Source organism: Pseudonocardia sp. P-1 (genome assembly GCF_058111925.1).
This window is the reverse complement of record NZ_CM176614.1, coordinates 108857-135386: the sequence shown is the minus strand read 5'-3', so window position 1 is coordinate 135386 and position 26530 is coordinate 108857. Positions and strand designations below refer to the sequence as shown.

25 protein-coding genes and 1 pseudogene are annotated in these 26530 nt (G+C 75.2%); 2 read left to right on the top strand and 24 right to left on the bottom strand.

Translation table 11 applies throughout. The features are described 5' to 3' along the window. Nucleotides 1–6: 6 nt before the first annotated feature. The 11 genes from AC0GKK_RS00640 to uvrC all read right to left on the bottom strand — a co-directional run bounded on the left by AC0GKK_RS00640 (nucleotide 7) and on the right by uvrC (nucleotide 11095). Entirely contained in the window at nucleotides 7–1263 is a 1257-nt protein-coding gene (locus AC0GKK_RS00640) for a TrpB-like pyridoxal phosphate-dependent enzyme (protein WP_476651589.1), read from the bottom strand. Nucleotides 1264–1324: 61 nt separating this feature from the next. Beyond that, nucleotides 1325–1666 carry an RNA polymerase-binding protein RbpA gene (locus tag AC0GKK_RS00635; protein WP_020627702.1) on the bottom strand — a complete coding sequence of 114 codons (342 nt, stop codon included), beginning with the start codon at nucleotides 1664–1666 and terminating at the stop codon, nucleotides 1325–1327. Nucleotides 1667–1695: 29 nt separating this feature from the next. Continuing rightward, nucleotides 1696–1929 carry a preprotein translocase subunit SecG gene (gene secG / locus AC0GKK_RS00630; RefSeq protein ID WP_020627703.1) on the bottom strand — a complete coding sequence of 78 codons (234 nt, stop codon included), beginning with the start codon at nucleotides 1927–1929 and terminating at the stop codon, nucleotides 1696–1698. Between the two features lie 107 nt (nucleotides 1930–2036). Next, the gene (gene tpiA / locus AC0GKK_RS00625; RefSeq protein ID WP_062395591.1) at nucleotides 2037–2825 is read right to left on the bottom strand and encodes a triose-phosphate isomerase; all 789 of its coding nucleotides are present in this window, start codon (nucleotides 2823–2825) and stop codon (nucleotides 2037–2039) included. Next, nucleotides 2825–4006, bottom strand: coding sequence for a phosphoglycerate kinase (locus tag AC0GKK_RS00620; protein ID WP_251782390.1), 1182 nt, complete (start codon nucleotides 4004–4006; stop codon nucleotides 2825–2827). Before AC0GKK_RS00620 ends, tpiA begins: the two co-directional genes overlap by 1 nt. Beyond that, entirely contained in the window at nucleotides 4003–5016 is a 1014-nt protein-coding gene (gene gap, locus AC0GKK_RS00615) for a type I glyceraldehyde-3-phosphate dehydrogenase (RefSeq protein ID WP_073574708.1), read from the bottom strand. Before gap ends, AC0GKK_RS00620 begins: the two co-directional genes overlap by 4 nt. A 313-nt stretch (nucleotides 5017–5329) precedes the next feature. Next, complete coding sequence (locus AC0GKK_RS00610) at nucleotides 5330–6067, bottom strand: hypothetical protein (protein WP_062395596.1); 738 nt, start codon at nucleotides 6065–6067, stop codon at nucleotides 5330–5332. A 105-nt stretch (nucleotides 6068–6172) separates the two neighbouring features. Beyond that, the gene (gene whiA, locus AC0GKK_RS00605; protein WP_062395598.1) at nucleotides 6173–7168 is read right to left on the bottom strand and encodes a DNA-binding protein WhiA; all 996 of its coding nucleotides are present in this window, start codon (nucleotides 7166–7168) and stop codon (nucleotides 6173–6175) included. Beyond that, nucleotides 7159–8190 carry a gluconeogenesis factor YvcK family protein gene (locus AC0GKK_RS00600; protein WP_251782975.1) on the bottom strand — a complete coding sequence of 344 codons (1032 nt, stop codon included), beginning with the start codon at nucleotides 8188–8190 and terminating at the stop codon, nucleotides 7159–7161. Before AC0GKK_RS00600 ends, whiA begins: the two co-directional genes overlap by 10 nt. A gap of 29 nt (nucleotides 8191–8219) precedes the next feature. Then, nucleotides 8220–9119 (bottom strand): RNase adapter RapZ, encoded by a 900-nt coding sequence (rapZ, locus tag AC0GKK_RS00595; protein ID WP_489882891.1) that lies wholly within the window; start codon nucleotides 9117–9119, stop codon nucleotides 8220–8222. Then, nucleotides 9116–11095 (bottom strand): excinuclease ABC subunit UvrC, encoded by a 1980-nt coding sequence (gene uvrC, locus AC0GKK_RS00590; protein ID WP_208821210.1) that lies wholly within the window; start codon nucleotides 11093–11095, stop codon nucleotides 9116–9118. Before uvrC ends, rapZ begins: the two co-directional genes overlap by 4 nt. A 190-nt stretch (nucleotides 11096–11285) precedes the next feature. Between uvrC and AC0GKK_RS00585 the strand changes: the two genes are divergently transcribed. Next, a complete protein-coding gene (locus tag AC0GKK_RS00585) occupies nucleotides 11286–12086 on the top strand; it encodes a DUF2786 domain-containing protein (RefSeq protein WP_346103620.1) in 801 nt (266 codons plus the stop codon). A gap of 4 nt (nucleotides 12087–12090) precedes the next feature. Here the strand turns inward: AC0GKK_RS00585 and AC0GKK_RS00580 are convergent, their stop codons facing one another. The 12 genes and pseudogenes from AC0GKK_RS00580 to metK all read right to left on the bottom strand — a co-directional run bounded on the left by AC0GKK_RS00580 (nucleotide 12091) and on the right by metK (nucleotide 24365). Beyond that, complete coding sequence (locus AC0GKK_RS00580) at nucleotides 12091–12594, bottom strand: PH domain-containing protein (protein WP_482637607.1); 504 nt, start codon at nucleotides 12592–12594, stop codon at nucleotides 12091–12093. A gap of 31 nt (nucleotides 12595–12625) precedes the next feature. Further along, entirely contained in the window at nucleotides 12626–13117 is a 492-nt protein-coding gene (gene ribH / locus AC0GKK_RS00575; RefSeq protein ID WP_405416842.1) for a 6,7-dimethyl-8-ribityllumazine synthase, read from the bottom strand. Nucleotides 13118–13186: 69 nt separating this feature from the next. Continuing rightward, nucleotides 13187–14455 carry a bifunctional 3,4-dihydroxy-2-butanone-4-phosphate synthase/GTP cyclohydrolase II gene (locus AC0GKK_RS00570; RefSeq protein WP_251782974.1) on the bottom strand — a complete coding sequence of 423 codons (1269 nt, stop codon included), beginning with the start codon at nucleotides 14453–14455 and terminating at the stop codon, nucleotides 13187–13189. Nucleotides 14456–14529: 74 nt separating this feature from the next. After that, a complete protein-coding gene (locus AC0GKK_RS00565; RefSeq protein WP_405416840.1) occupies nucleotides 14530–15162 on the bottom strand; it encodes a riboflavin synthase in 633 nt (210 codons plus the stop codon). Nucleotides 15163–15174: 12 nt separating this feature from the next. Continuing rightward, nucleotides 15175–16113: a bifunctional diaminohydroxyphosphoribosylaminopyrimidine deaminase/5-amino-6-(5-phosphoribosylamino)uracil reductase RibD gene (gene ribD, locus AC0GKK_RS00560; protein WP_489882890.1), complete on the bottom strand. Its 939-nt coding sequence runs from the start codon at nucleotides 16111–16113 to the stop codon at nucleotides 15175–15177. Nucleotides 16114–16274: 161 nt separating this feature from the next. Next, nucleotides 16275–16961: a ribulose-phosphate 3-epimerase gene (rpe, locus tag AC0GKK_RS00555; RefSeq protein WP_489884072.1), complete on the bottom strand. Its 687-nt coding sequence runs from the start codon at nucleotides 16959–16961 to the stop codon at nucleotides 16275–16277. 77 nt (nucleotides 16962–17038) lie between these two features. Beyond that, complete coding sequence (locus AC0GKK_RS00550) at nucleotides 17039–18385, bottom strand: RsmB/NOP family class I SAM-dependent RNA methyltransferase (RefSeq protein WP_208821274.1); 1347 nt, start codon at nucleotides 18383–18385, stop codon at nucleotides 17039–17041. Between the two features lie 995 nt (nucleotides 18386–19380). Next, the gene (locus tag AC0GKK_RS00545) at nucleotides 19381–20313 is read right to left on the bottom strand and encodes a methionyl-tRNA formyltransferase (protein WP_489882889.1); all 933 of its coding nucleotides are present in this window, start codon (nucleotides 20311–20313) and stop codon (nucleotides 19381–19383) included. After that, nucleotides 20310–20858 carry a peptide deformylase gene (def, locus tag AC0GKK_RS00540; protein ID WP_062403164.1) on the bottom strand — a complete coding sequence of 183 codons (549 nt, stop codon included), beginning with the start codon at nucleotides 20856–20858 and terminating at the stop codon, nucleotides 20310–20312. The genes AC0GKK_RS00545 and def overlap by 4 nt, the downstream gene beginning before the upstream one ends. A gap of 103 nt (nucleotides 20859–20961) precedes the next feature. Continuing rightward, entirely contained in the window at nucleotides 20962–21177 is a 216-nt protein-coding gene (locus AC0GKK_RS00535; protein ID WP_489884071.1) for a hypothetical protein, read from the bottom strand. Nucleotides 21178–22732: 1555 nt separating this feature from the next. Then, nucleotides 22733–22969: pseudogene (locus tag AC0GKK_RS00530) on the bottom strand (primosomal protein N' family DNA-binding protein); the annotation flags it as partial. 193 nt (nucleotides 22970–23162) lie between these two features. Next, nucleotides 23163–24365, bottom strand: coding sequence for a methionine adenosyltransferase (metK, locus tag AC0GKK_RS00525; protein WP_238590020.1), 1203 nt, complete (start codon nucleotides 24363–24365; stop codon nucleotides 23163–23165). A gap of 346 nt (nucleotides 24366–24711) precedes the next feature. Between metK and AC0GKK_RS00520 the strand changes: the two genes are divergently transcribed. After that, nucleotides 24712–25233: an SH3 domain-containing protein gene (locus AC0GKK_RS00520; RefSeq protein ID WP_224402321.1), complete on the top strand. Its 522-nt coding sequence runs from the start codon at nucleotides 24712–24714 to the stop codon at nucleotides 25231–25233. Between the two features lie 73 nt (nucleotides 25234–25306). Here the strand turns inward: AC0GKK_RS00520 and coaBC are convergent, their stop codons facing one another. Next, nucleotides 25307–26524, bottom strand: a complete 1218-nt coding sequence (coaBC, locus tag AC0GKK_RS00515) for a bifunctional phosphopantothenoylcysteine decarboxylase/phosphopantothenate--cysteine ligase CoaBC (protein ID WP_489882888.1) — start codon at nucleotides 26522–26524, stop codon at nucleotides 25307–25309. Between the last annotated feature and the right edge of the window lie 6 nt (nucleotides 26525–26530).

Below are 26530 nucleotides of genomic sequence, written 5' to 3'. Positions count from 1 at the left end.
ATCCCGTCAGCCCATCTCGTCGAGCCGGCCGTTCGTGTAGTCGTCGTAGGCGGCCAGGTCGAGGAAGCCGTGACCGCAGTAGTTGAACAGGATCACCTTCTCCTCCCCGGTCTCCTTCGCGGCGAGCGCCTCGTCGATGGTGGCGGCGATGGCGTGCCCGCACTCCGGCGCCGGGATCTTGCCCTCGGTGCGCGCGAACTGGATGGCGGCCTCGAACACCTTCCCCTGCGGGTAGGCGACGGCCTCCATCCGCTCGTCCTTGACCAGTGAGGACACCTGCGGCGAGTCACCGTGGTAGCGCAGCCCGCCGGCGTGGATCGACGGCGGCACGAAGTCGTGGCCCAGGGTGTACATCGGCATCAGCGGGGTGAGGCCCGCGGTGTCGCCGAAGTCGTAGTCGTAGCGGCCCTGGGTCAGCGTCGGGCACGAGAGCGGCTCGACGGCGAGCAGCCGCACGCCGGAGTCCGGCACGAAGGGGAAGGCGATCCCGCCCAGGTTGGAGCCGCCACCGCACGGCGCGATGACGACGTCGGGCAGCCGCTCCCCCGCCAGCGCCAGCTGCTCCTTCGCCTCCAGACCGATCATGGTCTGGTGCAGCAGGACGTGGTTGAGCACCGACCCGAGCGCGTAGTGGGTGTCGGGGCGGCCGACGCAGTCGCGGACCGCGTCGGAGATGGCCGAGCCGAGCGAGCCGGGGTGGTCGGGTTCGTCGACGGGTGACGGCACGACCTCGCCGCCCCAGGTCTCGATCGCGATCCGCCGGTAGGGCTTCTGCCCGTAGGACGCCCGCACCATGTAGACCTTCAGGTCCAGGTCGAACTGGGCCGCGGCGAACGACAGCGCGGTCCCCCACTGGCCCGCGCCGGTCTCGGTGGTGAGCCGGGTGGTGCCCTCCCGCGCGTTGTAGAACGCCTGGGCCACGGCCGTGTTGGTCTTGTGGCTGCCCGAGGGCGAGATGGATTCGTCCTTGAAGTAGATCCGCGCCGGCGTGCCCAGCGCCTTCTCCAGCCGGGTCGCGCGGACCAGCGGCGTGGGCCGCCACAGCCTCAGGATGTCGAGGACCTCACCGGGGACGTCGATCCACGGCTCGGCGCTGACCTCCTGCTCGATCAGGGCCGTCGGGAACAGCGGCGCCAGGTCGTCCGGGACGACCGGCTCGCGGGTCCCGGGGTGCAGGGGCGGCTGCGGCGGCGTCGGCAGGTGCGGCACGACGTTGAACCATGCCGAGGGGATCCGGTCCGGGGGCAGCGTCCAGCGGCTCATGACCACCGAATCTAACCCGGACGTGCGCCCGGTCACGACCCCGGCGCGCCGTGGGACCGGGTCAGAGCTCTCGGGAGGCCCGCAGCCGGCCGAGGGCCTCCTCGAGGATGGCCTCGCCGTCGGCGTCGCTGCGCCGCTCCTTCACGTACGCCAGGTGCGTCTTGTACGGCTCGGTCCGGGGCGCGGCGGGCGGGTTCTCCGCGTCGCGTCCGCCCGGCAGCCCGCAGCGCGGGCAGTCCCAGGTCTCGGGGACCTCGGCCTCCGCGGCGAACCAGGTGTTGTTGACGTGCCCGTTCGCACAGTAGAACGGGATGCGCTCGCGCGGAGCGGTCTCGCCCCGCTCGTTCTCGCCCATCGGTCCCGCACCGACCCGGGTACCGCGGATCGCGTTGCCGCCTGCCATGTCCCGTTCCCTCTCGTCCGTCCGAGGTGTCAGCCGGTGGCCAGCAGCAGGCCGTTGCCGACCACCGCGATGAGCCAGATGAGACCGACGAAGACCGTGTAGCGAGCGATGTTGCGGTCCGCCGCCGCCGAGCCGGACAGGCTCGACTGCACGCCGCCACCGAAGAGACTGGTCAGACCACCACCCTTGCTGCGCTGCAGCAGGACCATCGCGATCAGCAGGAGGCTGGTCACGATCAGGATGATCTGGAGGGTCAGGATCACGTGCGCTTCCCCATCAGTGGTCGCTCGCCGGAGTGGGGAGAGAATACTCCAGCGGCCCCGGCCCCCACTGACAGGGGACCGGGGCCGCGGGACGGGAACGGGGCCGCCTACGGCAGCGGACCACCCGCGGCGATCGCCGACAGCTTCGCGAACTCCTCGGCGTCGAGGCTGGCGCCGCCGACGAGTGCGCCGTCGACGTCGGTCTGGGCCACGATCTCGCCCACGTTCGACGACTTCACCGAGCCGCCGTAGAGGACGCGGACCGTCCCGGCGACCTCGTCGGAGTACAGCTCGGCCAGCGTCGCCCGCAGCGCGGCACAGACCTCCTGGGCGTCGGCCGGGCCCGCCACCTTGCCGGTGCCGATCGCCCAGACCGGCTCGTAGGCGAGCACGAGACCGGCCGCCTGCTCGGCGGTGACGCCCTTCAGCGCCCCGCGCAGCTGGTCGGTGCAGTGCTGCACGTGGGTGCCCGCCTCGCGGACGTCCAGGCCCTCGCCGACGCACAGGATCGGGGTGATCCCGTGCTTGAGCGCGGCGAGCACCTTGGCGTTGACGACCGCGTCGTCCTCGCCGTGGATCTCGCGACGCTCGGAGTGCCCGACGGCGACGTAGGTGCAGCCCAGCTTGGCCAGCATGACGCCCGACACGTCACCGGTGTAGGCACCGGAGTCGTGCGGGGACAGGTCCTGGGCGCCGTGCACGAGGCGCAGCTTGTCGCCGTCGATCAGCGTCTGCACGCTGCGGATGTCGGTGAACGGCGGCAGGACGGCCACCTCGACCTTGTCGAGGTACCGGTCGGGCAGGGCGAAGGCGAGCTTCTGCACCACCGCGATGGCCTCGAGGTGGTTGAGGTTCATCTTCCAGTTGCCCGCGATGAGGGGCTTGCGGGTGGCCATCAGGCGTCCTCCTCCAGCACGGCGACGCCCGGCAGGGTCGCGCCCTCCAGGAACTCCAGGGACGCGCCGCCCCCGGTGGAGATGTGGGAGAACGCGTCCTCGGCGATGCCGAGCGCCCGGACCGCGGCGGCGGAGTCCCCGCCACCGACGACGGAGAAGGCGTCGCCGTCGGCGATCGCCTGCGCGACACCGCGGGTGCCCTCGGCGAACGGCGCCAGCTCGAACACGCCCATCGGGCCGTTCCAGAAGATCGTCTTCGCGTCGGCGATGCGGGCCGCGAACTCCCGCACCGAGTCGGGCCCGATGTCGAGGCCCATCCAGCCGTCGTCGATCCCGTCCACCGGCACCGTCTTCGTGTTCGCGTCCGCGGAGAACGCGTCGGCGACGACGACGTCGGTCGGGAGGACGATCTTGCCGGACTCCAGGAGCGTCCGGCAGGTGTCGACCTGGTCGGACTCCAGCAGCGAGGAGCCGACGCCGTGGCCCTGCGCGGCGAGGAACGTGAAGCACATCCCGCCGCCGACGAGCAGCGTGTCGACCTTCGGCAGCAGCGCCTCGATCACGGCCAGCTTGTCCGAGACCTTGGATCCGCCGAGCACGACCGCGTACGGGCGCTCCGGCGAGCCGGTCAGGGTGCGGAGCACCTCGACCTCGGACAGGACGAGCCCGCCGGCGTAGGCGTCGAGCCGCTGCGCGACGTCGTAGACCGACGCCTGCTTGCGGTGGACCACGCCGAAACCGTCGGAGACGAACGCCGCGTCCTCGCCGACCAGGGCGACGAGCTCGTCGGCGAACGCGCCGCGCTCGGCGTCGTCCTTGCTGGTCTCGCGGGCGTCGAACCGGATGTTGTCCAGCAGCACGACGTCGCCGGCGGCCGTCGACGGGAGCGGGGTGCCGAGCTCGACCAGGCGCACCGGGGCGCCGAGCAGCTCGCCGAGCCGCTGCGCGACAGGGGCGAGCGAGAGCTTCTCGTCGGGCCCGTTCTTCGGGCGGCCCAGGTGCGCGGTGACGACGACCTGCGCGCCCGCACCGGACAGCGCCTGGATCGTCGGCACCGACGCACGGATGCGGCCGTCGTCGGTGATGTTCCGGTCGTCGTCGAGGGGAACGTTCAGATCGGAGCGGACCAGCACGGTCCGGCCCTGTACGCCCTCGGCGACGAGGTCGTCGAGGGTCCTCACAGCTTCGACGCCACCAGACCGGTGATGTCGACGAGGCGGTTGGAGTAGCCCCACTCGTTGTCGTACCAGCCGACGATCTTGACCTGGTTGCCGATGACCTTGGTCAGACCCGAGTCGTAGATGCACGAGTGCGGGTCGGTCACGATGTCGGAGGAGACGATCGGGTCCTCGGTGTACTTGAGGACGCCCTTCAGCGGGCCCTCCGCGGCCGCCTTCATCGCCGCGTTGATCTCGGCGGCGGTGACCTCCTTGCGGACCTCGACGGTCAGGTCGGTGGCAGAGCCGGTGGGGATCGGCACCCGCAGCGCGTAGCCGTCGAGCTTGCCCTTGAGGTGCGGCATGACCAGCGAGATCGCCTTCGCCGCACCGGTGGAGGTGGGGACGATGTTCAGGGCGGCGGCGCGGGCGCGGCGCAGGTCCTTGTGCGGGCCGTCCTGCAGGTTCTGGTCCTGGGTGTACGCGTGGATCGTGGTCATCAGACCCTTCTCGATCCCGGCCAGGTCGTCGAGCACCTTCGCCATCGGCGCGAGGCAGTTGGTGGTGCAGGACGCGTTCGAGACGATGGTCTGCGAACCGTCGTAGTCGCCGTCGTTGACGCCCTTGACGATGGTGATGTCCTCGTCGGTCGCCGGGGCGGAGATGACGACCTTCTTGGCGCCGCCGTCGAGGTGCTTGGCCGCGGCCTCGCGCTTGGTGAAGATGCCGGTCGACTCGACGACGACGTCGACGCCCAGGTCCTTCCAGGGCAGCTCGGCGGGGTCGCGGACGGCCAGGCCCTTGAAGCCCTTGCCGTCGACGACGATCTCGTCGCCCGAGGTGGTGACCTCGTAGGGCAGGCGCCCCAGGATCGAGTCGTACTTGAGCAGGTGCGCGAGCGTCGCGTTGTCGGTGATGTCGTTCACCGCGACGATCTCGATGTCCGTGGTGCCGGCGGCACGCTGGGCGTCCACCGCCCGCCAGAAGTTCCGGCCGATGCGGCCGAAGCCGTTGACTCCTACGCGGACCGTCACAGATGCCTCCAGGGCTCGTCGTGCCTGTCGTCTTCTCCCCCGGCCCGCCGGGTCCCGGCGGTGGGGTGTGGCAGGTCGATCGCGGGTCGGCGCCCGTGGCGGGCGCCGGCGCGTGCCGTGCTCGGCAGCCACCCTATCGGCGCATCGGCCGTCGCGACCCCCGTAGGGCCCGTGACCTGCGCCGCGCTCGGGGATCGGGCGCGGTCGGACCGCTCCGGACGGGCCCCGGTGTGGGGACGGACCGGTACCGGCCGGTATCCGGACACACGACGGCCCCGTGCCCGGGCGGGTCACGGGGCCGTCGCGGGCGTGCTCAGGCCAGGCGGAGCAGGCGGCGCCAGCCGGGGCGGGTGTCGGGGACGCCGGCGGCGGCGCGCTCGTCGTCGGAGAAGCCGTCGACGGGCTCGTGCGGGCGGCCGTCGCGGGCGCGGGTCACGAACGCCGAGGCCGCGGACAGCGCCGCGGTGACCCCGGCCGCGCCGGGACCGGCGGTGATGGTGGCGGTGACCGGCACGCCGAAGCGCTCGGCCCCGTCGCCCGCGGGCCGCTCGGCGACGGCGACGGCGGCGTCCCCGCCCTCGCCCCGGTTCTCCCCGGACGCGGCCGCCCGCGCGCCCGCGGCGGCCGGGATCGTGCCGGTGGTCACGTCGACCAGCACGAACTCCCAGGCGTAGGTGCTCTGCTGGTGGACGATGCGCTCGCGGACGGCGGAGGTGTCGCCGACGGCGCCCTCCCCGACGAGCAGGACGACGACCCGCTCGGGGCGGTCGGCCTCGTCGCGGGCGGCGAGCTCGTCGCCGACGGCGCCGAGCAGCCGGGCCGCGCCGCCGCGCAGGTCCGGGCCGCCGAGCGGGCGCAGCTTCGCGGGCAGTGCGGTGCGGGCCTCGGCGGCACCGACCGGGACGGCGGGCGGGTGCGTGCCGTCGGGCAGCGAGCGGGTGAGGTCGTCCCCGGTGGCGACGACGACCTGCAGGTGACCGTCGTGGGCGTCCTGCTCGGCGAGCAGGTCCGCGAGACCGGAGCGCAGCGCGGGCAGGAGCGGCCGCAGCATGCTGGATCGATCGAGATGAACGGCGAGGAGGGTGGAGCCCGGGATCGTCACGGCGGCATCATGCCCGACGCCCCGCACCCCCCTCGTGACGGGGTGTGACCGCGGTCAGCGCCCGCCGCCCTCCTCCTCCAGCATCTCGGCGGTGACGGCGGACTCGGTGTCGGGGATGCCGAGCTCGGCGGCCTTCTTGTCCGCGGTCTGGAGCAGCCGCCGGATCCGGCCGGCCACGGCGTCCTTGGTCATCGGTGGGTCGGCCAGCTGGCCCAGCTCCTCCAGCGACGCCTGGGTGTGCTCGGCCCGCAGCCGCCCGGCGGCCTGCAGGTGCTCGGGCACCTCGTCGCCGAGGATCTCCAGGGCGCGGCTGACCCGGGCCGCCGCGGCGACCGCGGCCCGCGCCGAGCGGCGCAGGTTGGCGTCGTCGAAGTTCGCGAGCCGGTTGGCCGTCGCCCGGACCTCGCGGCGCATCCGGCGCTCCTCCCAGGACAGGACGCTCTGGTGGGCGCCCATCCGGGTCAGCAGCGCGCCGATCGCGTCGCCGTCGCGGACCACGACCCGGTCGGCGCCGCGCACCTCGCGGGCCTTCGCCGCGACGCCCAGCCTGCGTGCCGCGCCGACCAGGGCCAGCGCGGCCTCGGGGCCGGGGCAGGTGACCTCCAGTGCGGAGCTGCGGCCCGGCTCGGTGAGCGAGCCGTGCGCGAGGAACGCACCACGCCAGGCGGCCTCGGCGTCGGACAGGTCACCGGAGACCACGGGCGGCGGCAGCCCGCGCACCGGGCGGCCGCGGTTGTCGAGCAGCCCGGTCTGGCGGGCGAGTCCCTCGCCGTCGCGGATCACCCGGATCACGTAGCGGGCGCTGCGGCGCAGACCGCCCGCGGTGATCACGTGCGCGTCGGCGGTGTGGCCGTAGAGCTCGTGGATCTCGCGGCGCAGCCTGCGGGCGACCGAACCGGTGTCGACCTCGGCCTCGATCACCACCCTGCCGCCCACGATGTGCAGGCCGCCTGCGAAGCGGAGCAACGAGGCGACCTCCGCGCGCCGCGACGACTGCTTGGTGACGGTGAGCCGGCTCAGCTCGTCCTTCACCGTGGCGGTCATGGCCATCGGGAGCTCCTTCCGCGCTGCGGGCTGTCGTGCTGCGGCCTGTCGTGCGTGCCGTTCTCCGCCGGGACCCGGCCGGGGGTCAGAGCGCCGAACACGTCGGCGAGTGCCCCGGCCAGTGCGTCCGGGTCGTGCCGCGGGGTCGCCGCTCGGGCGTCGGCGACGGCGGCCGGCCACACCCGTCCGCCGGGGACCAGCAGGTCGGCGGCGGCCGCGTCCAGCCGGTCCGGCAGGCTCACCGACCCGGCGTCGGCCAGGACGGCGTGCACCCGCAGACCGGGAGCGTGCCCGGACAGTACTTCAAGGTGCTGTTCGGGGGAGAAACCGGCGGTCTCCCCCGGCTCGGGGGCCAGGTTGAGCAGCACGACCCGGGCCGCCGGGGTCTCCAGCAGCGCGTCGCGCAGTCCGGGCACGAGCAGGTGCGGGAGCACGCTGGTGAACCACGAGCCGGGTCCGAGGAGCACGACGTCGGCGTCGCGCACCGCGCGGACGGCCTCGTCGCAGGCGGGCGGGTCGGCGGGCCGCAGCCAGACCCGGCGCACCCGGCCCGGGGTGGAGGCGACGGCGACCTGACCGCGGATCAGGTGGGCGCCGTCGACGCCGTCCAGCGCGACCTCCGCCTCGATGTCCAGCGGCACCCGGGCCATCGGCAGGACCCGTCCGGCGCAGCCCATCAGCTCGCCGACGGTCGCCAGTGCACGCACGGGGTCGCCGTCGCGTTCCAGCAGCCCGGCGAGCAGCAGGTTGCCCACCGCGTGCCCGGCCAGGGCGCCGGTCCCGCCGAAGCGGTGCTGGACCAGCCCGGACCAGAAGCGGCCCCGCTCGTCGTCGCCGGCCAGGGCCGCGAGTGCCATCCGCAGGTCGCCGGGCGGGAGCAGGCCGAGCTCGCGGCGCAGCCGCCCCGAGGACCCGCCGTCGTCGGCCACGGTGACCACGGCGGCGATGTCGGTGACCGGCGGGCAGCGGCGCAACGCGGTCAGCGTGGCGTGCAGGCCGTGCCCACCGCCGAGCGCGACCACGCGCAGTCCCCCGGTGCGCTCGGGTGGGCGTGGGCTCACTCGCGCCCCATGTCGCGGTGCTCGACGTTGACCTGGATGCCCTCGCGGTCGGCGAGCCGGCGCCCGATCTCCTCCGAGATCGCCACCGAGCGGTGCTTGCCGCCGGTGCAGCCGACGGCCACGGTCAGGTAGCGCTTGCCCTCGCGCCGGTACCCGGCGCCGACGAGGTCGAGCAGCTCCAGGTAGCGGTCGACGAACTCCTCCGCGCCCTCCTGGGACAGCACGTAGTCGCTGACCTCCCGGTCGCGGCCGGTGAACGGGCGCAGCTCGGGGATCCAGTGCGGGTTGGGCAGGAACCGCACGTCGACGACGAGGTCGGAGTCCAGCGGCAGCCCGTACTTGTAGCCGAACGACAGCACCGTCACCCGGGTCGCGGCATGCGCGCTCTCCTGGGCGAACGAGCCCTCGATCCGGGTCCGCAGGTCGTGCACCGACAGGTTCGAGGTGTCGACGACGAGGTCGGCGTCCTCGCGCAGCGGCCGCAGCACCTCGCGCTCGGCGTTCAGGCCGTCGGTGATGCGCCCGGCGCCCTGCAGCGGGTGCGAGCGGCGGTTCTGCTCGAAGCGGCGCACCAGCACCGCGTCGGAGGCCTCCAGGAACAGCAGCTTCGGCCGGTAGCCACGGCCGTCGAGGTCCTTGATGACGGCACCGAGGTCGTCGGTGAACGCGCGGGAGCGCACGTCCATCACCACCGCGATCCGGGCCACCTCGCCCCGGGCCCGCGATCCCAGCTCGACCATCGTGGCGATGAGCTCGGGCGGCAGGTTGTCCACCACGAACCAGCCCAGGTCCTCCAGGACCTTCGCCGCGGTGCTGCGCCCGGCCCCGGACAGGCCGCTGACCACCGCGACCTCGATCCCCGGGCCCGCGGTCACCTCGCCGTTGTCGGCGGTCATGCCTTCTCCCCCTCGGTTCCGGCGTGCAGGGCCGCGACCACGGACTCGGCGGTCCGGCGACCGAAGCCGGGCACCCCGGCGATCTCGTCGACGTCGGCGGCGCGCAGCTTGCGCACCGACCCGAAGTGCTTGAGCAGCGCCTGCTTGCGGGCCGGGCCGAGCCCGGGGACCCCGTCGAGAGCGGACGCCGTCATGCCCTGCGAACGACGCTGGCGGTGATAGGTGATGGCGAACCGGTGCGCCTCGTCCCGGATCCGCTGCAGCAGGTAGAGCCCCTCGCTGGTCCGGGACAGGATCACCGGGTCGGTGTCGTGGGGCAGCCAGACCTCCTCGAGGCGCTTGGCGAGCCCGCAGACCGCGACGTCGGTGATCCCCAGCCCGGCCAGCTCCGCGGCCGCCGCGTCGACCTGCGGCTTCGCGCCGTCGACGACGAGCAGGTTCGGCGGGTAGGCGAACTTCTTGGGCCGCCCGGTCTCGGGGTCGATCCCGGTGCGCACGGTGTCGCCGGGCGCGACCTCCCCGGAGCCCTCGGTGGGGGCCGGCTCGTCGGCGGTCTCGGCCAGGTAGCGGCGGAACCGGCGGCGCACGACCTCGGCGATCGAGGCCACGTCGCCCTCGGCGGCGGCCTCACGGATCTCGAAGCGGCGGTACTCGGACTTGCGGGGCAGCCCGTCCTCGAAGACCACCAGCGACGCGACCACGTTCGTGCCCTGCACGTGGCTGATGTCGATGCACTCGATGCGCAGCGGCGCCTGGTCGAGCTCCAGGTTCTCCTGGATCTCCTGCAGCGCGGCCGACCGGGCGGTGAGGTCCCCGGCGCGGCGCAGCTTGTGCTGGGCGAACGCCTCCTTCGCGTTCCGCGCGACGGTCGCGGCGAGGTCCCGCTTGTCACCGCGCTGCGGCACCCGGATCCCCACCCTGGAGCCGCGCAGCCCGGTCAGCCAGCGCTCCAGCGCGGGCGTGTCGGAGGGCAGCACCGGGACGAGGATCTCCTTGGGCACCGGCTGCGCCGCGTCGTCGGCGGCGCCGGCGAGGGCGTGCTGCTCGCCGTAGAACTGGGAGACGAACCGCTCGACGAGCTGCTCGGTGTCGGTCGGCTCGACCTTGTCGATCACCCAGCCGCGCTGGCCGCGGACCCGGCCGCCGCGGACGTGGAAGACCTGGACCGCGGCCTCCAGCTCGTCCTCGGCGAAGGCGACCACGTCGGCGTCGGTGCCGTCGCCCAGCACGACGGCCTGCTTCTCCAGGGCGCGGCGGAGCGCCCCGAGGTCGTCGCGCAGCCGGGCCGCGCGCTCGAACTCGAGGTTCTCCGAGGCCTCGGCCATCTCGCGTTCGAGCTGGCGGACCATCCGGTCGGTGCGTCCGGACAGGAAGTCGGAGAAATTCTCGACGATGTCGCGGTGCTCGTCGGCGGTGACCGTGCCCACGCAGGGGGCGGAGCACTTGTCGATGTAGCCGAGCAGGCAGGGCCGCCCGATCTGGCCGTGCCGCTTGAAGACCCCCGTCGAGCAGGTGCGCGCGGGGAAGACCCGCAGCAGCAGGTCGAGGGTCTCGCGGATGGCCCAGGCGTGGGCGTACGGGCCGAAGTAGCGGACGCCCTTGCGGCGCGGGCCGCGGTAGACGTGCAGCCGCGGGTACTCCTCGTGCATCGTCACGGCGAGGACGGGATAGCTCTTGTCGTCACGGTAGCGGACGTTGAACCGCGGGTCGTACTCCTTGATCCAGTTGTACTCGAGCTGGAGGGCCTCGACCTCGGTCCCGACGACCGTCCACTCCACCTTCGCCGCGGTGGTGACCATCTGCCGGGTGCGCGGGTGCAGGCCGGACAGGTCGGCGAAGTAGGAGTTCAGCCGCTGCCGCAGGCTCTTGGCCTTGCCGACGTAGATCACCCGGCCACGGGGGTCGGAGAAGCGGTACACCCCGGGCGACTCCGGGATCGTCCCGGTCGCCGGACGGTAGGTGCTGGGGTCGGCCATGGTGACTCCCAGGGTAGTTGCGGGCACCGACGGTCCCGGTCCGGCCCCGGCCTCGGCGCGGGCCCCGGACGAGGTGTAGGGACGCGTGTCGGCCGGGGACCTCGCGCGGCGCCGCCGGAACTGTCGGTAGGGTCCGGTACACCTCGCCCTCGAACACGAGTTCGACCATACCGAGCCCGAGGAGACCGCCGTGAGCACCGCGCAGGAGACCGGCCCCCGCACCGACATCGGCACCGCGCCGGGTGAGCAGGTGCCCGGGGCCCGGCTGGACCGGATCCGCAAGCTGCTGGCGAAGGCGGAGCGGGCCGGCACGCCGGACGAGGCCGAGATCTACACCGACAAGGCGTTCGCCCTGATGGCGCGGCACGGGATCGACGAGGCGCTGCTCGCGGCGGCCCCCGGCGCCGGGGCGGCGCGGGCCGACCCGATCGGGCGGAGCCGGATCACCGTCGACAACCCCTACAGCGGGGCGAAGGCGCGGCTGCTGGGGTGGACGGCGTCGGCGCTGCGGTGCCGCTGGGTGATGCACGACCAGCGGGGCGGCTCGGTCGCCGCGGTCACCGTGTTCGGGTTCGCCTCGGACCGGGAGCGGGTGGAGCTGCTCTACACCTCGCTGTTGCTGCAGGCCACGGCTGCGCTGGCCGCGGTCCGCCCGCCGGACCCCGGCGAGTCGGTGGCGGCCTACCGGCGGTCCTGGATCTACGGCTTCGCGGGCCGGGTGTACGAGCGGTTGTGCGAGGCCGAGCGCTCCGCGCTGGGCGAGACCGAGGCGGAGACCGGGCGGGCGGCGGCGTCGACCGAGCTGGTGCTGGCCGACCGGGGTGCCGAGGTGGACCGCGCCTACGACGCCGAGTTCGGCCGGCTGCGCCGCGCCCGCCGCCCGCAGGTGTCGGGCAGCGGTTTCCGGCACGGTGCCGCCGCGGCCGACCGGGCCGACCTGGGCGGCCCGCGCCTGGACGGCCGGGCCGGGGCGCCGGGCATCGGCGCCTGAGCCGTCACTCCCCCAGGACGGCGGTGCGGTGCAGGGTGCGCAGGGTGCGGACGTGGCGCACGGCCAGCCCGCGGTCGACGGCCTGCACGGCGAGCACCGACTGGTACTCGTCGTCGGGCAGCTCCAGGCGGGCCGAGGCGGCACCGTCGGGGAACGAGACGCCGTGCACGTCGGCCCAGTCGTACCACCGGGCGGTGATGACGTTGCGGACCTCGATGCCGTGGCTGTCGGCGCGCACCCGGGGGCGGGCCATGAGCAGCAGACCGCCGGCGACGAACGCCCCGATGACCATCATCGCGACCTGGTCGGCCGGCTGGAAGATCACCCCGGTGTCCTCGGCGGGCATGAAGTAGGCCGCGATGAGGAAGAACACCATCACGCCGGCGGCGCTGAGCCAGGCGGTCCAGCGGATGACCCGCGGGCGCAGGGTCACCGCGTCCGGTCCGGGTCCGGTCCGGGTCCGGTCCGCCGGGGCGGGGGCGGTGGAGTCGGTCGGCTGCTCGGTCACTGGAGTCTCCCTGTGCTGACCCGGGTCGGGATCACGGGCGGGTCGGGGCGCCGGCGCGCAGGTCGCGCAGCGCCAGCGCCGATTCGAGTGCGGCGATGCAGGCCTCGGACCCCTTGTCCTCGGCGGCGCCCGGCGCACCGGAGCGGTCGACCGCCTGGTCCACCGTGTCGGTGGTGAGCACGCCGTTGCCGACCGGGGTCGACTCGTCGAGCGCCACGCGGGTGAGGCCCGCGGTGACGGCGTCGCAGACGTACTCGAAGTGCGGGGTGCCACCGCGGACGACGACACCGAGCGCGACGACGGCGTCGTGACCGCGGGCCAGCTCCTGGGCGACGACCGGCAGCTCGACGGTGCCGGGTACCCGCACGACGGTGGGCTCGGCACCGGCCTCCCGGGCCGTGGCGACGGCCCGTTCCAGCAGCCGGTCCACGATCTCGGCGTGCCAGCGGGCCGCCACCACCCCGACCCGCAGTCCGCTCGCGTCCAGCTGCGTGGCCCCGGAGGGCCGGCCCTCACCGCTCATGGGCCGATTCTCGCCTCTCGGCCCGCGCGCCGCGCCACGGGGTCTCCCGGTGCGCGGTGCGCGGCCGGGTCACAGCGCCGGATCGGCGACCTCGCCGAGGTCGGGCAGGTCGTGGCCCATCCGGTCGCGCTTGGTGCGCAGGTAGCGCAGGTTCTGCGGGGTCGCGCGCACCGGCATCGGCTCGCGGCCGACCACGCGCAGTCCGTAGCCCTCCAGACCGGCCCGCTTGTCCGGGTTGTTGGTGAGCAGCCGCATCGACCTGACGCCGAGGTCGGCGAGGATCTGGGCGCCGATGCCGTAGTCCCGGGCGTCGGCGGGCAGCCCCATCGCGAGGTTGGCGTCGACGGTGTCGGCGCCGGCCTCCTGGAGCTGGTAGGCCTGCAGCTTGTGCAGCAGGCCGATCCCCCGGCCCTCGTGTCCGCGCATGTAGAGCACGACGCCGCGGCCCTCCTTCGCGACGGCCTCCAGGGCCGCGTCGAGCTGGGGGCCGCAGTCGCAGCGCAGCGAGCCGAGGACGTCGCCGGTGAGGCACTCGGAGTGCACCCGGACGAGCACGTTCTCGCCGTCGTCGGCGGGGGTGGCGATGTCGCCCATCACCATGGCGATGTGCTCGGTGCCGTCGAGGGTGCAGTCGTAGCCGTGCGCGAGGAAGTCACCGTGGCCGGTGGGGATCCGCGCGGTGGCGACCCGCTCGACGTGCTTCTCGTAGCGGCGCCGGTAGGCGATGAGGTCGGCGATGGTGATCAGCGTGAGGTCGTGGTCGGCGGCGAACACGCCGAGCTCCTCGCCGCGGGCCATCTCGCCGGTGTTCTTCTCCGAGACGATCTCGCACAGCGCGCCGGCGGCGGGCAGGCCCGCCATCCGGGCGAGGTCGACCGCGGCCTCGGTGTGCCCGGGGCGGCGCAGCACGCCGCCCTCGCGGGCCTGCAGCGGCACGACGTGACCGGGCCGGACCAGGTCGTGCCGGTCGGTCCCCGGGTCGGCGAGCGTGCGGATCGTGTGCGCGCGGTCCTGGGCGGAGATTCCGGTGGTGATGCCCTCCTTCGCGTCCACGGTGACGGTGTACGCGGTGCGGAAGGAGTCGCGGTTGGTGTGGTGCATCGGCGGCAGGTCGAGCCGCTCGCAGGCCTCCCCGGTGATGGCCACGCAGACGTAGCCGGAGGTGTAGCGGACGGTGAACGCCAGCAGCTCCGCGGTCGCCTTCGACGCCGCGAAGATCAGGTCGCCCTCGTTCTCGCGGTCCTCGTCGTCCATCACGACGACCGGCTTGCCCTCGGCGATGTCGGCGATGGCCTTCTCGATCTGGGCGAAGCGCTCGGCCCGCTCCGAGGGGGACATCGCGGTGTGCGGGGCGTCGGGCAGCTTGCCCGACCCCTGGCCTGCCGGAGTGACCGGCGACGTCAACGGCTCGCTCACCGGGCGACCCCTTCCTGTCCGGACCCGGGCCCCTGCAGGTACCCCGCGGTCATGCGTTCCACGTACTTGGCGATCACGTCGACCTCCAGGTTGACCGGGTCCCCCGGGGTGCGCGACCCCAGTGTGGTCTCGGCGAGGGTCGTCGGGATCAGCGCCACCCCGAACCCGTCCGGGTACACGGTGGCGACGGTCAGCGAGACACCGTCGACGGCGACGGAGCCCTTCTCCACGACGTAGCGGGCGAGCTCGGCGGGCAGCGAGAAGCGGACCTCGTCGCTGCGCTCGCCGGGGGTGCGGGAGACGACGGTGCCGACGCCGTCCACGTGCCCCTGCACGATGTGGCCGTCGAGCCGGCCCCCGGCGGGTACGGCGCGCTCCAGGTTGACCCCGGACCCGGCGCCGACGGCGCCGAGCGAGGTCCGCTTCAGCGTCTCGGGCACCAGCTCCAGGGTGAGCGTGGCCGCGCCCGGCCCGGTGACGACGGCGGTGAGGCAACAGCCGTTCACCGCGACCGACTCCCCGTGCCCGACCTCGGCGGCCAGGGCCGCGCGCACGGTCAGCACGACGACGTCGTCGTCGGTGCGGACGTCGACGACCTCGCCGACCTCCTCCACGATCCCGGTGAACATCGCCCGTCCCTCCTACTGCGGCACGTCCGGCCCGGTCGGGCCGGATGCCGGTCGTGCGTCGATGACCACGTCGTCGCCGACGCGGTGGACCTCGTCCACGTGCAACCGCACGATGTCGGCGATCGTTACCACGCCCGCGTCGCCGAGGGCGTGCGGTCCCGCGCCGAGCAGGGCCGGGGCCAGGTGCACGAGCACCCGGTCGACGAGTCCTGCGGCGACGAACGCACCGGCGAGGGTCGGTCCGCCCTCGAGGAGCACGTCCACCACGGTCCGGTGGCTGAGCTCGGCGAGCACCTCCCCCGGATCGCGGGTGCGGAGGTGGACCACGTCGGCGGTGCCGGTTTCGTCGGTCCGGGCCAGCCGGGCGCCGGGCGGGACGTCGCGGTGTCCCACCACCACCCGCAGGGGCTGGTGGTCGAACAGGGTGCCGTCGGGCCGGCGGGCGGTCAGCGCCGGGTCGTCGGACAGGACGGTACCCGTGCCCGCGACGATCGCGTCCATCCTGCGGCGCAGGTCATGCACCGTGCCGCGCGCGACCGGGCCGGTGATCCAGCGGCTGGTGCCGTCGGCGGCGGCGACGCGGCCGTCGAGCGTGGTGGCGACCTTCCAGGTCACGTGGGGACGTCCGGTTCGTGTGCGGTGCAGCCAGCCGCGCAGCGGACCGAGCGCGACCTCGTCGGCGAGCGTGCCGAGTGTCACATCCACCCCGGCGGCGCGCAGCCGGTCCAGACCGCCCGCGGCGACCGGGTTCGGGTCGGCGACCGCGGCGTGCACGCGGGCGACACCCGCCTCCAGGAGAGCTTCCACGCACGGCGGGGTGCGGCCGGTGTGGTTGCACGGTTCGAGGGTGACCACCGCGGTGCCGCCCGCGGCACGCGCGCCCGCCGCGGCGAGTGCGACCCGTTCGGCGTGCGGGCCGCCGGGTGGCGCGGTGGCGCCGACGCCTGCCACCTCGCCGTGCCGGTCGAGGATGACGCAGCCGACCGCCGGGTTGGGCTGGTGGTGCCGTGGACCTCCACGGACGCGGCCAGCGCACGGCGCATCGCCGCCACCGTGCGGCGGTCCGGGCCGGTCGGGTCGTCCACTGCTCCTCGCTCCGGGCCGGGGCGGGCTCAGCCGGCCCAGCGGTGCGGGTTCGCGCGGCGGACGCTGTCGCGCAGCGCGGCGACGGCGCGGCCCGGGTCCTCGGCGCCGTAGACGGCCGACCCGGCGACGAAGCAGTCGACGCCGGCCTCGGCGGCCGCGTCGATGGTGTCGGCGTTGATGCCGCCGTCGATCTCGACGAGCACGGTGAGGTGCCCGGTGTCGACCAGGTTGCGGACGGTGCGGACCTTGTCGAGGACCTCGGGGATGAAGCTCTGCCCGCCGAAGCCGGGCTCGACGCTCATGACCAGCAGCGTGTCGTAGTGGCGGAGCACCTCGACCCAGGGGTCGAGCGGGGTGCCGGGCTTGATCGACAGCCCGGCGAGGGACCCGGCGGCGCGCAGGTTCTTGGCGAGCATCACCGGATCGTGGGCGGCCTCGGCGTGCACGGTGACGTTGCGGGCGCCCGCCTCGGCGTAGCCCGGGGCCCAGCGGTCCGGGTCCTCGATCATCAGGTGGCAGTCGAGCGGGATGTCGGTGGCGGCGCGCAGGCTCTGCACCACCGGCAGGCCGAGCGTCAGGTTCGGCACGAAGTGCGCGTCCATGACGTCGACGTGCAGCCAGTCCGCGCCGTTCCCGGTCCCGTCGCCGGCCACGGCGGCGGCCTCCTCGCCGAGTCGGGCGAAGTCGGCCGAGAGGATGCTGGGCGCGATCATCGGGTGCACGCCGAGGAGGTTACTGGCCGCTCGCCGGCGGCCCCGCACCCGTGGGCGAGGCCGCCGTCACACCGCGGTCAGCCCTCGAGCGGTCGGCGCAGCAGCGCCAGGAACATCGCGTCGGTGCCGTGCACGTGCGGCCACAGCTGGACGGTCGGCCCGTCCCCGAGGCCGGGGACCTCGCCGGGCAGCCAGGCGCGCGCGTCGAGCTGGTCGACGGCACCGGCCGGGCCGGGGCGTCCCTCGCGGCCGACGATCCGGCCGACGACGCCGACGGTCTCCGACACGTGCGGCGAGCAGGTGACGTAGGCGACGACGCCGCCGGGGCGGACGTGCCGCAGCGCGGCGACGAGCAGCTCGCGCTGCAGCCGGGTCAGCGTCGCGATGTCCTCGGGGCGGCGCCGCCAGCGGGCCTCGGGGCGGCGGCGCAGCGCGCCCAGCCCGGTGCAGGGCGCGTCGACGAGCACCCGGTCGTAGCCGCCGTCGGGCAGCGGGGCCTCCCGGCCGTCGGCGACGTGCACGGTGACCGGCAGCTCCGCGACGGACCGGCGCACGAGGTCGGCGCGGTGCTCGCTGGACTCGACCGCGTCGAGCGTCCCGCCCCGCGCGGCGACGAGCCCGCCCAGCAGCGACGCCTTGCCGCCCGGCCCGGCGCACAGGTCGAGCCAGCGGCCGGTGTCCTCGCCCAGCAGCTCGGCCCGGGCGAGCGCGGCGGCGACGAGCTGGCTGCCCTCGTCCTGGACGATCGCGAGCCCCTCGGCGACGGCGTCGAGCTCGCCGACGTCCCCGCTGCCCGGTTCCAGGTGCACGCCGTAGGGCGAGTAGGGCGCCTGCTCGCCGCCGGTGGCCAGGGCCAGCTCCTCGGCGGTGATCTCGCCGGGCCGGGCGAGCAGGTGCACGCGCGGCCGGGTGTCGTCGGCGGCGAGGGCGGCGGTCAGCTCCTCGCCGGTGCCGCCGAGCGCGTCGGCGAAGGCCTGCGCGATCCAGCGCGGATGGGCGTGGCGCAGCGCGGCGTCGCCGACCGGGTCCTCGGCGGGGTCGGGGGCGAGGCGGTCGAGCCACTCGGCCTCGGTGTGCTCGCCGATGCGGCGCAGCACCGCGTTGACGAACCCGGCCGACTGCGAACCGTGGTCGGACCGGACCAGCTCGACGCAGGTGGTGACGGCCGCGTGGTCGGGCACCCGGGTGCGCAGCAGCTGGTAGGCGCCCAGGCGCAGCGCGTCGAGCAGGGCGTGCTCGATCTTGGCCAGCGGGCGGTCGGTGCAGGCGTCGATGATCGTGTCGAGCAGGCCCTGGGCGCGCAGGGTGCCGTAGCCGAGCTCGGTCGCCAGGCCGGCGTCGCGGTCGCGCAGCCGGTGGCGGCGCAGGATCCCGGGCAGGGCGAGGTTGGCGTAGGCGTCGCGCTCGCGGACGGCGGTCAGCAGCTCGTAGGCCGCCTGCCGGGCGGGGTCGACGGCCGGGGGCCTGCCGGGGCCGCTGCGGCCACGGGGCGGGCCGGAGTTGCGGGGGCCGGAGGTGCGCTCGCGGCGGGGGCCGCGGTCGCCGCCACGGTCCCCGCGGTCGTCGCGGCCGCCGCGGCGGTCGTCCCCGCGGTCGGGGCGGGGGCGGTCGCCCTGCGGGCGGTCACTGCGGGGACGGTCGCTGCGCGCGCGGTCGTCCTGGGGTCGGTCGCCACGCAGGCGGTCGTCGCGGTCGTGCGGCGGACGGTCGCCGCCGGACCGGTCACCGCGGGGGCGGTCGTCGCGCCGGCGGTCGTCACGTCGGCGGTCGTCGCGCCGGTCGGGGCGGGGCCCGTCGCCGCGGGCGCGGTCGCCGCGCGGGCGGTCGTCACGGTCCCTGTACGGGCGGTCCCCACGGGGACGGTCGTCGCGGGAGCGGTCCCCGCCGCGGGCGCGGTCGTCGCCCCGCGGCCGGTCGTCACGGCCCCGGAACGGGCGGTCGCCGCGGGGACGGTCGTCGCGCGGCCGGTCCCCGCCGTCGCGCGGGCGGGCCACGTCGCCGCCGGAGCGGGAGTGGCTGGGCCGGTCGGAGTCGCGCCACCCACCGCCACGGCGCTCCCCGGAGCCACCCGGACCACCGGAGCCGGACCCGCCGCGCCGGTCGCCGGACCCCGGGCCGCCGCCCCAGCCGGACCCGGTGCGCGGGCCGCGGTCGTCGCGCGACCGGTCACCGCGGGCCCGGTCGCCGCCCGACCGGTCACCGCCGGGCCTGTCGCCGCCGCGGTGCCGATCGTCGCCGGCGCGCCGCTCGGGGCGGTCGGACCGGCCGGGCCGGTCGCGGTCGGGTCGGGGGTCCTGCTCGCTCACGTGGTCTCCTCGGCGGGGTCCGCCGTGGCCGGGGGCCGGCCGTCGTCCGGGATGTCGGGAAGTCGGTGTGGTGTCGGGAGGTCGGTGCGCCGGACCGGGGCGGGTGGCGGCGGTCAGCCCAGGAACTCGACGCCGTCGATCCGGGCGCCGCGGGCCCAGTCCGGCGCGGGCATGAACCGCTTGCCCTTCGGCTTCACCTCGCCCAGCTCGACCGGGACGGTCGCGGTCCCGGCCAGCACCCGGCGGCGCTCGACCCGCAGCTCCCTCGGAGCGAGCTCGATCTCACCGGTGCGCAACGGGCGGACCGGGCCGAGCCCGAGGCGGTCGTCGCGGAACCCGCACCACGCACCGGGCTCGGGGGTGACCGAGCGGATCAGCCGGTCCAGCGCGGCGGCCGGGGTGGTGAAGTCGGCGCGGGCGTCGGCGGTCGTGACCTTCGGCGCGAGCGAGACCCCCTCGGCGGGCTGCGGGACGGCGGTCAGCGTGCCGTCGGCGATGCCGTCCAGGGTCGCGGCGAGCAGCCGGGCACCGGACTCGGCGAGCCTGCCCAGCAGGTCGCCCGCGGTGTCGGTCGCGCCGACGGTCTCGGTGACCAGGCCGTAGGTGGGCCCGGTGTCCATGCCCTCCTCGAGCCGGAACGTGGTGGCGCCGGTGACGTCGTCGCCGTGCCGGATCGCGGACTGCACCGGGGCCGCGCCGCGCCAGGCGGGCAGCAGCGAGAAGTGCAGGTTGACCCAGCCGTGGACGGGCACGTCCAGCACCGGGCGGGGCAGCAGCGCCCCGTAGGCGACGACCGGTGCGCAGTCCGGGGCGAGCGCGCGCAGGGTGTCGAGGAACTCCGGGTCCGACGGCTTCGCGGGGGTCAGCACCGGGACCCCCGCCGCGTCGGCGAGCTCACCGACCGGGGAGCGGGTGAGCCTGCGGCCGCGCCCGGCGGGGGCGTCCGGGCGGGTCAGCACCGCGACGACCTCGTGGCCGGGGTGCTCCAGCAGCGCCCGCAGCGACGGCACCGCCGGGTCGGGGGTGCCGGCGAACAGCAGCCTCATCGAGCCTTGCCGAACATGGGGTGCGGGCTCGCCTTGACCACCGGCTCGGGCTCGCCGAACCAGGCGGCCTCCCGGATCTCGCGCATCGCCAGCTTGCGGGTCTCGGCGTCGAGCCGGTCGACGAACAGCACGCCGTCGAGGTGGTCGGTCTCGTGCTGGATGGCCCGCGCCAGCAGCTCGGAGCCCTCGACCACCTGCGGCTCGCCGTGCATGTCCCAGCCCCGCGCGACGACGTGCAGCTTGCGCCGGCAGTCCCAGCCGAGCCCGGGGATGGACAGGCAGCCCTCCATGCCGAACTGCTCGTCCTCGCCGACGGCCTCCCAGGTCGGGTTGACCAGGTGCCCGGAGAAGCCGTCGCAGTCGTAGACGAACACCCGCTTGCCGACGCCGATCTGCGGCGCGGCCAGACCGGCGCCGCCCTCGTCGTGCATGGTGTCGGTCAGGTCGCTGACGAGCTTGCGCAGCTCCGCGTCGAAGTCGGTGACCTCGGTGGCGCGGGTGCGCAGGACCGGGTCGCCGAACAGCCGGACGGGCTGGATGGGCACGGGCTTCCCCTCACGGCGGACGAGTGCGGTGATCAGCGCTCCATTGTGCCACTGCGGCACCGCCGCTCCCGTCCGGTGTCACGGCGGTGACGCGGCGCACCGCTCAGTCGATCTCGTCGGGGTCGAGCCGGACCCGGACGGTCTCGGGGGCCTTGCGGGCGGTGCGCAGGGCCTGCGCGTCGTGCAGGGCACGGGCCAGATCGCGACCGGCGCGGCGCGGGACCCGCAGCAGCGCGCGCTCGCGGACCTCGTCGGCGGCGCCGTGACCGGCGCCGGGCCGGTCCGGCGGGTCGATCTCGACCGGTCCGAGCAGCTCCACCCCTCGGGCGGGGCCGGGTCGACGCGCCCGGTGCCGAGCACCGCGTCGCAGATCTCGGCGACGGCGGCGGGCGGCCCCTCCACCGAGGCCATCCGGATCGCGGGCGGGAACCCCACCTCGGCGCGTTCGGCGAGCTCGGCCTCGGCGTGCCCGGCCGGGTCCCACCGCACCAGCGCCTGCACCGTCGGCACCGACGCCTCGGCCACGACGACGACCCGTCCGCCGTCGGTGTGCGGCACGACCCCGGCGGCCGCGGTGAACCAGCGGCGCAGCGTCTCCTCGGCGACGCGCAGGTCGGGCCGGGCGAGCATCGCCCAGCCGTCGAGCAGCAGCGCGGCGCCGTAGCCGGCCCCGCCGCCGCCGTCGACGACCGGCTCCGCCCCGGCGTGGCGACGACCAGCGCGGGCCCGGCCGGGACGGTGTCGAGGACCTCGGCGCCCCCGCCGGAGGTCCGCACGGTGATACCGGGGAAGGCGCGGCCGAGCTCCTCGGCGGTGCGCCCGGCGCCGACCACCCCGGCCCGCAGCCGTCGCGACCCGCAGTGCCCGCAGCGGAACGCCGGCTCGGCCCGGCCGCACCAGCGGCAGGCGGGCAGTGCACCCTCGGAACCCGCGCCGGAACGCGGCAGGCCCAGCGGGCCCGCGCAGTGCCGGCAGCGGGCGGCGTCGCGGCAGGACGCGCACGCCAGGAACGGCAGGTAGCCCGACCGCGGCACCTGCACCAGCACCGGGCGCCCGGCGGCCAGCGCGGCGCGTGCGGCCTCGAACGCGACGCCCGGGACGCGGGCCGCGCGTGCGGCCGGGTCACGCACGAGCTGGGTGTCGGTCTCCCCGATCGCGGTGACCCGTGGCATCCGGGCACGCACTCCGGCACGGTCGGCTGCGATGGGACTCGCCCAGCGGGTCTCGACGAGCACCTGCGCCTCGGCGGTCCGGGCGAACCCCGCGAGCAGCAGCGCGGCGCCCTCGCGGTGCGCGCGCAGCACCAGCACGTCGCGGACCTGCGGGTAGGGGGCGCGGGGCTCGGAGTGGGAGTCGTCGCCGTCGTCCCAGACGGCCAGCAGGCCGAGCTCGCCGAGCGGGGCGAACGCCGCGGACCGGGTGCCGACGACGACGCGCACGCTCCCCCGCCGCACCGCCAGCCAGCGCCGGTAGCGCTCGGCGGGCCCGAGCTCGGCGGTCAGGGCGACCACCCCGTCCTCGCCGAGCAGCGCCGCGCAGGCGCCGTGCAGCCGGGCGACGTCCCGCTGGTCGGGGACCACGAGCAGGGCCGAGCGACCGGCCGACCGGGTGGCGACGGCGGCCTCGGCCAGCCGGGCCGCCCACTCCTCCCCCGGCAGCGCCTGCCAGACGGCGTGCGCGGCGCGCCCGCCCGCCAGCGCGTCGAGGAACGCACCGCCGCGCGGGTAGGCCTCCCAGCCCGCACGGTCGACCGGGGCGGGCTCGGCGGCGCCGCGTTCCCGCGGGGTCTCGGACTCGACGCGGGCGTGCCGGGCGGGTACCGCGAGGCGCACGACGTCGGCCATCACCCCGGCGTAGCGGTCGGCGACGGCCCGGGCCAGCCCGGCCACCTCGGCGGTGAGCACCGGTTCGGGCGAGACGACCTTGTCGACCCAGGCGAGCTTCCCGGCGTGGGCGGTGTCGTCGGAGCGCTCCAGCAGGAACCCGTCGACCAGCCGGCCGGCGAACCGCACCCGCACCCGTACACCGGGGACGGCGGCGTCGTCGAGATGGGTCGGGACGCGGTAGTCGAAGGCCCGGTCCAGGTGCGGCAGCGCGACGTCGACCAGCACCCGCGCGACCGGACGGGCCGGGGCGGGCTGCCATTGCCCCCGGTCGCGCCCCGGGCGGCGGGCGCGGGCCGCCGGGGCCGTACGCGGAGAGCTCACGCCGAGGGTCTACCACGCGGCACCGACGCCCCCCGGAGACGCCCGTGGCCGCCGACCGCGCGGGGCGGTCGACGGCCACGGGGCACGTGCTCGGCGCTCAGCCGCCGGCGACCGACTTCAGGGCGTCGGCGCGGGAGGTGTCCTCCCACGGCAGCTCGACGTCGGTGCGGCCGAAGTGGCCGTACGCGGCGGTCGGGCCGTAGATCGGGCGCAGCAGCTTCAGGTCGCGGATGATCGCGGCCGGGCGCAGGTCGAAGACCTCCTCGATGGCGGCCTGGATCCGCGCCGGGTCGACGTTCTCCGTGCCGAAGGTCTCCACGAACAGCCCGACCGGGGCGGCCTTGCCGATCGCGTAGGCGACCTGGACCTCGATCCGCCCGGCGAGCCCGGCGGCGACGGCGTTCTTGGCGACCCACCGCATGGCGTACGCGGCGGAGCGGTCGACCTTCGACGGGTCCTTGCCGGAGAAGGCGCCGCCACCGTGGCGGGCCATGCCGCCGTAGGTGTCGACGATGATCTTGCGGCCGGTGAGGCCCGCGTCACCCATCGGGCCGCCGAGCACGAAGCGGCCGGTCGGGTTGACCAGCAGCCGCGGCTGCGACGGGTCCCAGCCCAGCGCCTCCACCTCGGGGGTGACGACGTGCTTGAGGATGTCGGGGGCCAGCATGCCGTCGAGGTCGACGTCCGCGGCGTGCTGGGAGGACAGGACCACGGTGTCGAGGCGGACCGGCTTGTCGCCGTCGTACTCGATGGTGACCTGGGTCTTCCCGTCCGGGCGCAGGTACGGCAGCGTGCCGTTCTTGCGGACCTCGGTCAGCCGGCGCGACAGGCGGTGCGCCAGCGCGATCGGCAGCGGCATCAGTTCGGGGGTGTCCTCGCAGGCGTAGCCGAACATGAGGCCCTGGTCGCCCGCGCCCTGCTTGGCGATCTCGTCCTCGGCGGACTCGACGCGCTTCTCGTAGGCGGTGTCGACGCCCTGGGCGATGTCGGGCGACTGCGCACCGATCGCGATGTTGACGCCGCAGGACGCGCCGTCGAAGCCCTTGGCGGAGGAGTCGTAGCCGATCTCGAGGATCTTGTCCCGGACCAGCTGCGGGATCTCGACGTAGGCGTTGGTGGTGACCTCCCCGGCGACGTGCACCTGACCGGTGGTCACCAGGGTCTCGACGGCCACCCGGCTGCTCGGGTCCTGCGCGAGCATCGCGTCGAGGATGGTGTCGCTGACCGCGTCACAGATCTTGTCGGGGTGGCCCTCGGTGACCGACTCGCTGGTGAACAGGCGACGGCTCGTGGTTGACACGCGCAGTTTCTCCATCCCGTTGGAAACGTTCTCCGCTCCGGCGCGACGACCCCGCCGCGCTCGCTCGGACGCACGACCATGATCGCGAGCGCCCCTCGGGATGCAGGGTAGTCCAGTTCGGCCGCCCGTACGGGACTCGCACGAAGGAACTCACACACGGAGCGTGACAACGCCCGGCGAGTTCGCTACCCGGCGTCGCCGGATGGGGTGATTGACCCTCCGCTCACGAATCGAACGGGCGTCGGCTCGTTGGGCGGGACAACACCTCGCACGCCCCGCGGGGTCGCCCACGAACGGATCCGCACGGTGGCCGCCCCGGCCCCGGCGGCACGGAGGTTGTTCCACCATGAAGCCGAACTCGCGACGCGTCGCAGCCGTCCTCGGCGCACTGGCCGTGGCCGGCGTCACCACCACCGGGATCATCGCCGGCACCGCGTCGGCCGCCGGTACCGGCACCTGCACCCAGAGCGTCAACGTCCGCTCCGAGCCCGAGGCCGACGCGCCGATCGTCGGTGTGTGCGAGCGGGGTGAGTCCACCTCGACCGGGGAGACCCAGGACGGGTTCGTCGAGCTCCCCGAGTACGGCGGCTGGGCGATGTCCCGGTACGTCTCGACCTCCGGCGCCGAGCGCTCCGGGTCCTCGGAGGACTCGCTGACCCCGAGCAGCACCGAGCGGTCGGCCCCGTCGACCTCGTCGCCGTCGACCGCGAGCCCGCGTTCGACCTCCTCGGCGACGCCGTCCACGTCCTCGCCGCGGTCGACCTCGTCGGCCACGCCGTCCACGTCGGGTGAGGGGTCGGGCGAGGGGTCCGACTCCTCCTCCGACGAGGCGGAGCCGACGCGCAGCTCCTTCTTCGACGAGGACTGAGTCCGGTCGCACACGACGACGGGCCCGCGCCGGGAGTTCTCCGGTGCGGGCCCGTCGTCGTGTGCGGGGATGCTCAGCGCAGGCGCGGGACGACCGCGTCCCAGATGCGGGAGGCGAGCAGCGCCTTGGAGCCGAACGGCAGCTCGTCCTCGCCGCCGTCGCGGGCGAGCAGCCAGCCGGCGTTGTCCGTGGTCTCGAAGGCCTTGCCGTCGCCGACCGCGTTCACCACCAGCAGGTCACAGCCCTTGCGGGTGAGCTTGGCGCGGCCGTGGTGGAGCACGTCGCCGTCGGCGTCGCCGGTCTCGGCGGCGAACCCGACCACGACCTGACCCGGCCGCGGCGGGTCGGCCACGAGCCCGGCGAGGATGTCGGGATTCTGGGTCAGGCGCAGCGGCGCCGGCTCCGCGGCGCCGCGCTTGATCTTGTCGGCGGCGGTGTCGACCGGCCGGAAGTCCGCGACGGCGGCGGCCATCACCACGGCGTCCGCGTCGGCGGCGGCACCGCGGACGGCGGCCTCCATGGCGACGGCGGTCCCCGCGGCGACCACGTCCACCCCGGCCGGGGCGCCGAGGTCCGCGGTGTGCCCGGCGACGAGCGTCACCCGTGCGCCGCGCTGGGCGGCGACCCGGGCCAGCGCCCAGCCCTGCCGGCCCGAGGACCGGTTGCCGAGGAACCGGACCGGGTCGAGGTCCTCCCGGGTCCCGCCGGCACTGACGACCACGTGGCGGCCCTCCAGGTCGCGCGGCAGCGCGTCCGGGCGCTCCAGCAGCAGCCGGGCCAGGTCGACGATCTCGGCCGGGTCGGGCAGCCGGCCCTTGCCGGTGTCCGCGCCGGTCAGCCGGCCCGCGGCGGGCTCGATCACCACGGTGCCGCGGGCGCGCAGCAGGGCGACGTTGTCGACCGTCGCGGGGTGCTCCCACATCTCGGTGTGCATCGCGGGCGCCAGCACCACCGGGCACCGGGCGGTCAGCAGCGCGGCGGTCAGCAGGTCGTCGGAGCGGCCGTGCGCGAGGCGGGCCATGAGGTCCGCGGTCGCCGGGGCGACGACGACGAGGTCCGCGCCCTTGCCCAGGGCCACGTGCGGCACCTCGGGGACGTCGTGGAACACCCCGGTGGCGACGGGACGGCCGGACAGGGCCTCGAACGTCGCGGCCCCGACGAACCGCAGCGCGGACTCGGTGGGGATCACCCGCACCGCGTGGCCGGACTCGGTCAGGCGACGCAGCACCTCGGCGCTCTTGTAGGCGGCGATGCCGCCGGAGACGCCGAGGAGCACCTCGGGAGGAGCCATCGAGAG

Bases quoted from the DNA above. Each gene is read 5' to 3' on its own strand.
- AC0GKK_RS00640 (WP_476651589.1), bottom strand. From the start codon at position 1,263: ATGAGCCGCTGGACGCTGCCCCCGGACCGGATCCCCTCGGCATGGTTC.
- AC0GKK_RS00635 (WP_020627702.1), bottom strand. From the start codon at position 1,666: ATGGCAGGCGGCAACGCGATCCGCGGTACCCGGGTCGGTGCGGGACCG.
- tpiA (WP_062395591.1), bottom strand. From the start codon at position 2,825: ATGGCCACCCGCAAGCCCCTCATCGCGGGCAACTGGAAGATGAACCTC.
- AC0GKK_RS00610 (WP_062395596.1), bottom strand. From the start codon at position 6,067: ATGCTGCGGCCGCTCCTGCCCGCGCTGCGCTCCGGTCTCGCGGACCTG.
- whiA (WP_062395598.1), bottom strand. From the start codon at position 7,168: ATGGCCATGACCGCCACGGTGAAGGACGAGCTGAGCCGGCTCACCGTC.
- rapZ (WP_489882891.1), bottom strand. From the start codon at position 9,119: ATGACCGCCGACAACGGCGAGGTGACCGCGGGCCCGGGGATCGAGGTC.
- uvrC (WP_208821210.1), bottom strand. From the start codon at position 11,095: ATGGCCGACCCCAGCACCTACCGTCCGGCGACCGGGACGATCCCGGAG.
- ribH (WP_405416842.1), bottom strand. From the start codon at position 13,117: ATGAGCGGTGAGGGCCGGCCCTCCGGGGCCACGCAGCTGGACGCGAGC.
- AC0GKK_RS00570 (WP_251782974.1), bottom strand. From the start codon at position 14,455: ATGTCCCCCTCGGAGCGGGCCGAGCGCTTCGCCCAGATCGAGAAGGCC.
- AC0GKK_RS00565 (WP_405416840.1), bottom strand. From the start codon at position 15,162: ATGTTCACCGGGATCGTGGAGGAGGTCGGCGAGGTCGTCGACGTCCGC.
- rpe (WP_489884072.1), bottom strand. From the start codon at position 16,961: ATGATCGCGCCCAGCATCCTCTCGGCCGACTTCGCCCGACTCGGCGAG.
- AC0GKK_RS00545 (WP_489882889.1), bottom strand. From the start codon at position 20,313: ATGAGGCTGCTGTTCGCCGGCACCCCCGACCCGGCGGTGCCGTCGCTG.
- AC0GKK_RS00520 (WP_224402321.1), top strand. From the start codon at position 24,712: ATGAAGCCGAACTCGCGACGCGTCGCAGCCGTCCTCGGCGCACTGGCC.
- coaBC (WP_489882888.1), bottom strand. From the start codon at position 26,524: ATGGCTCCTCCCGAGGTGCTCCTCGGCGTCTCCGGCGGCATCGCCGCC.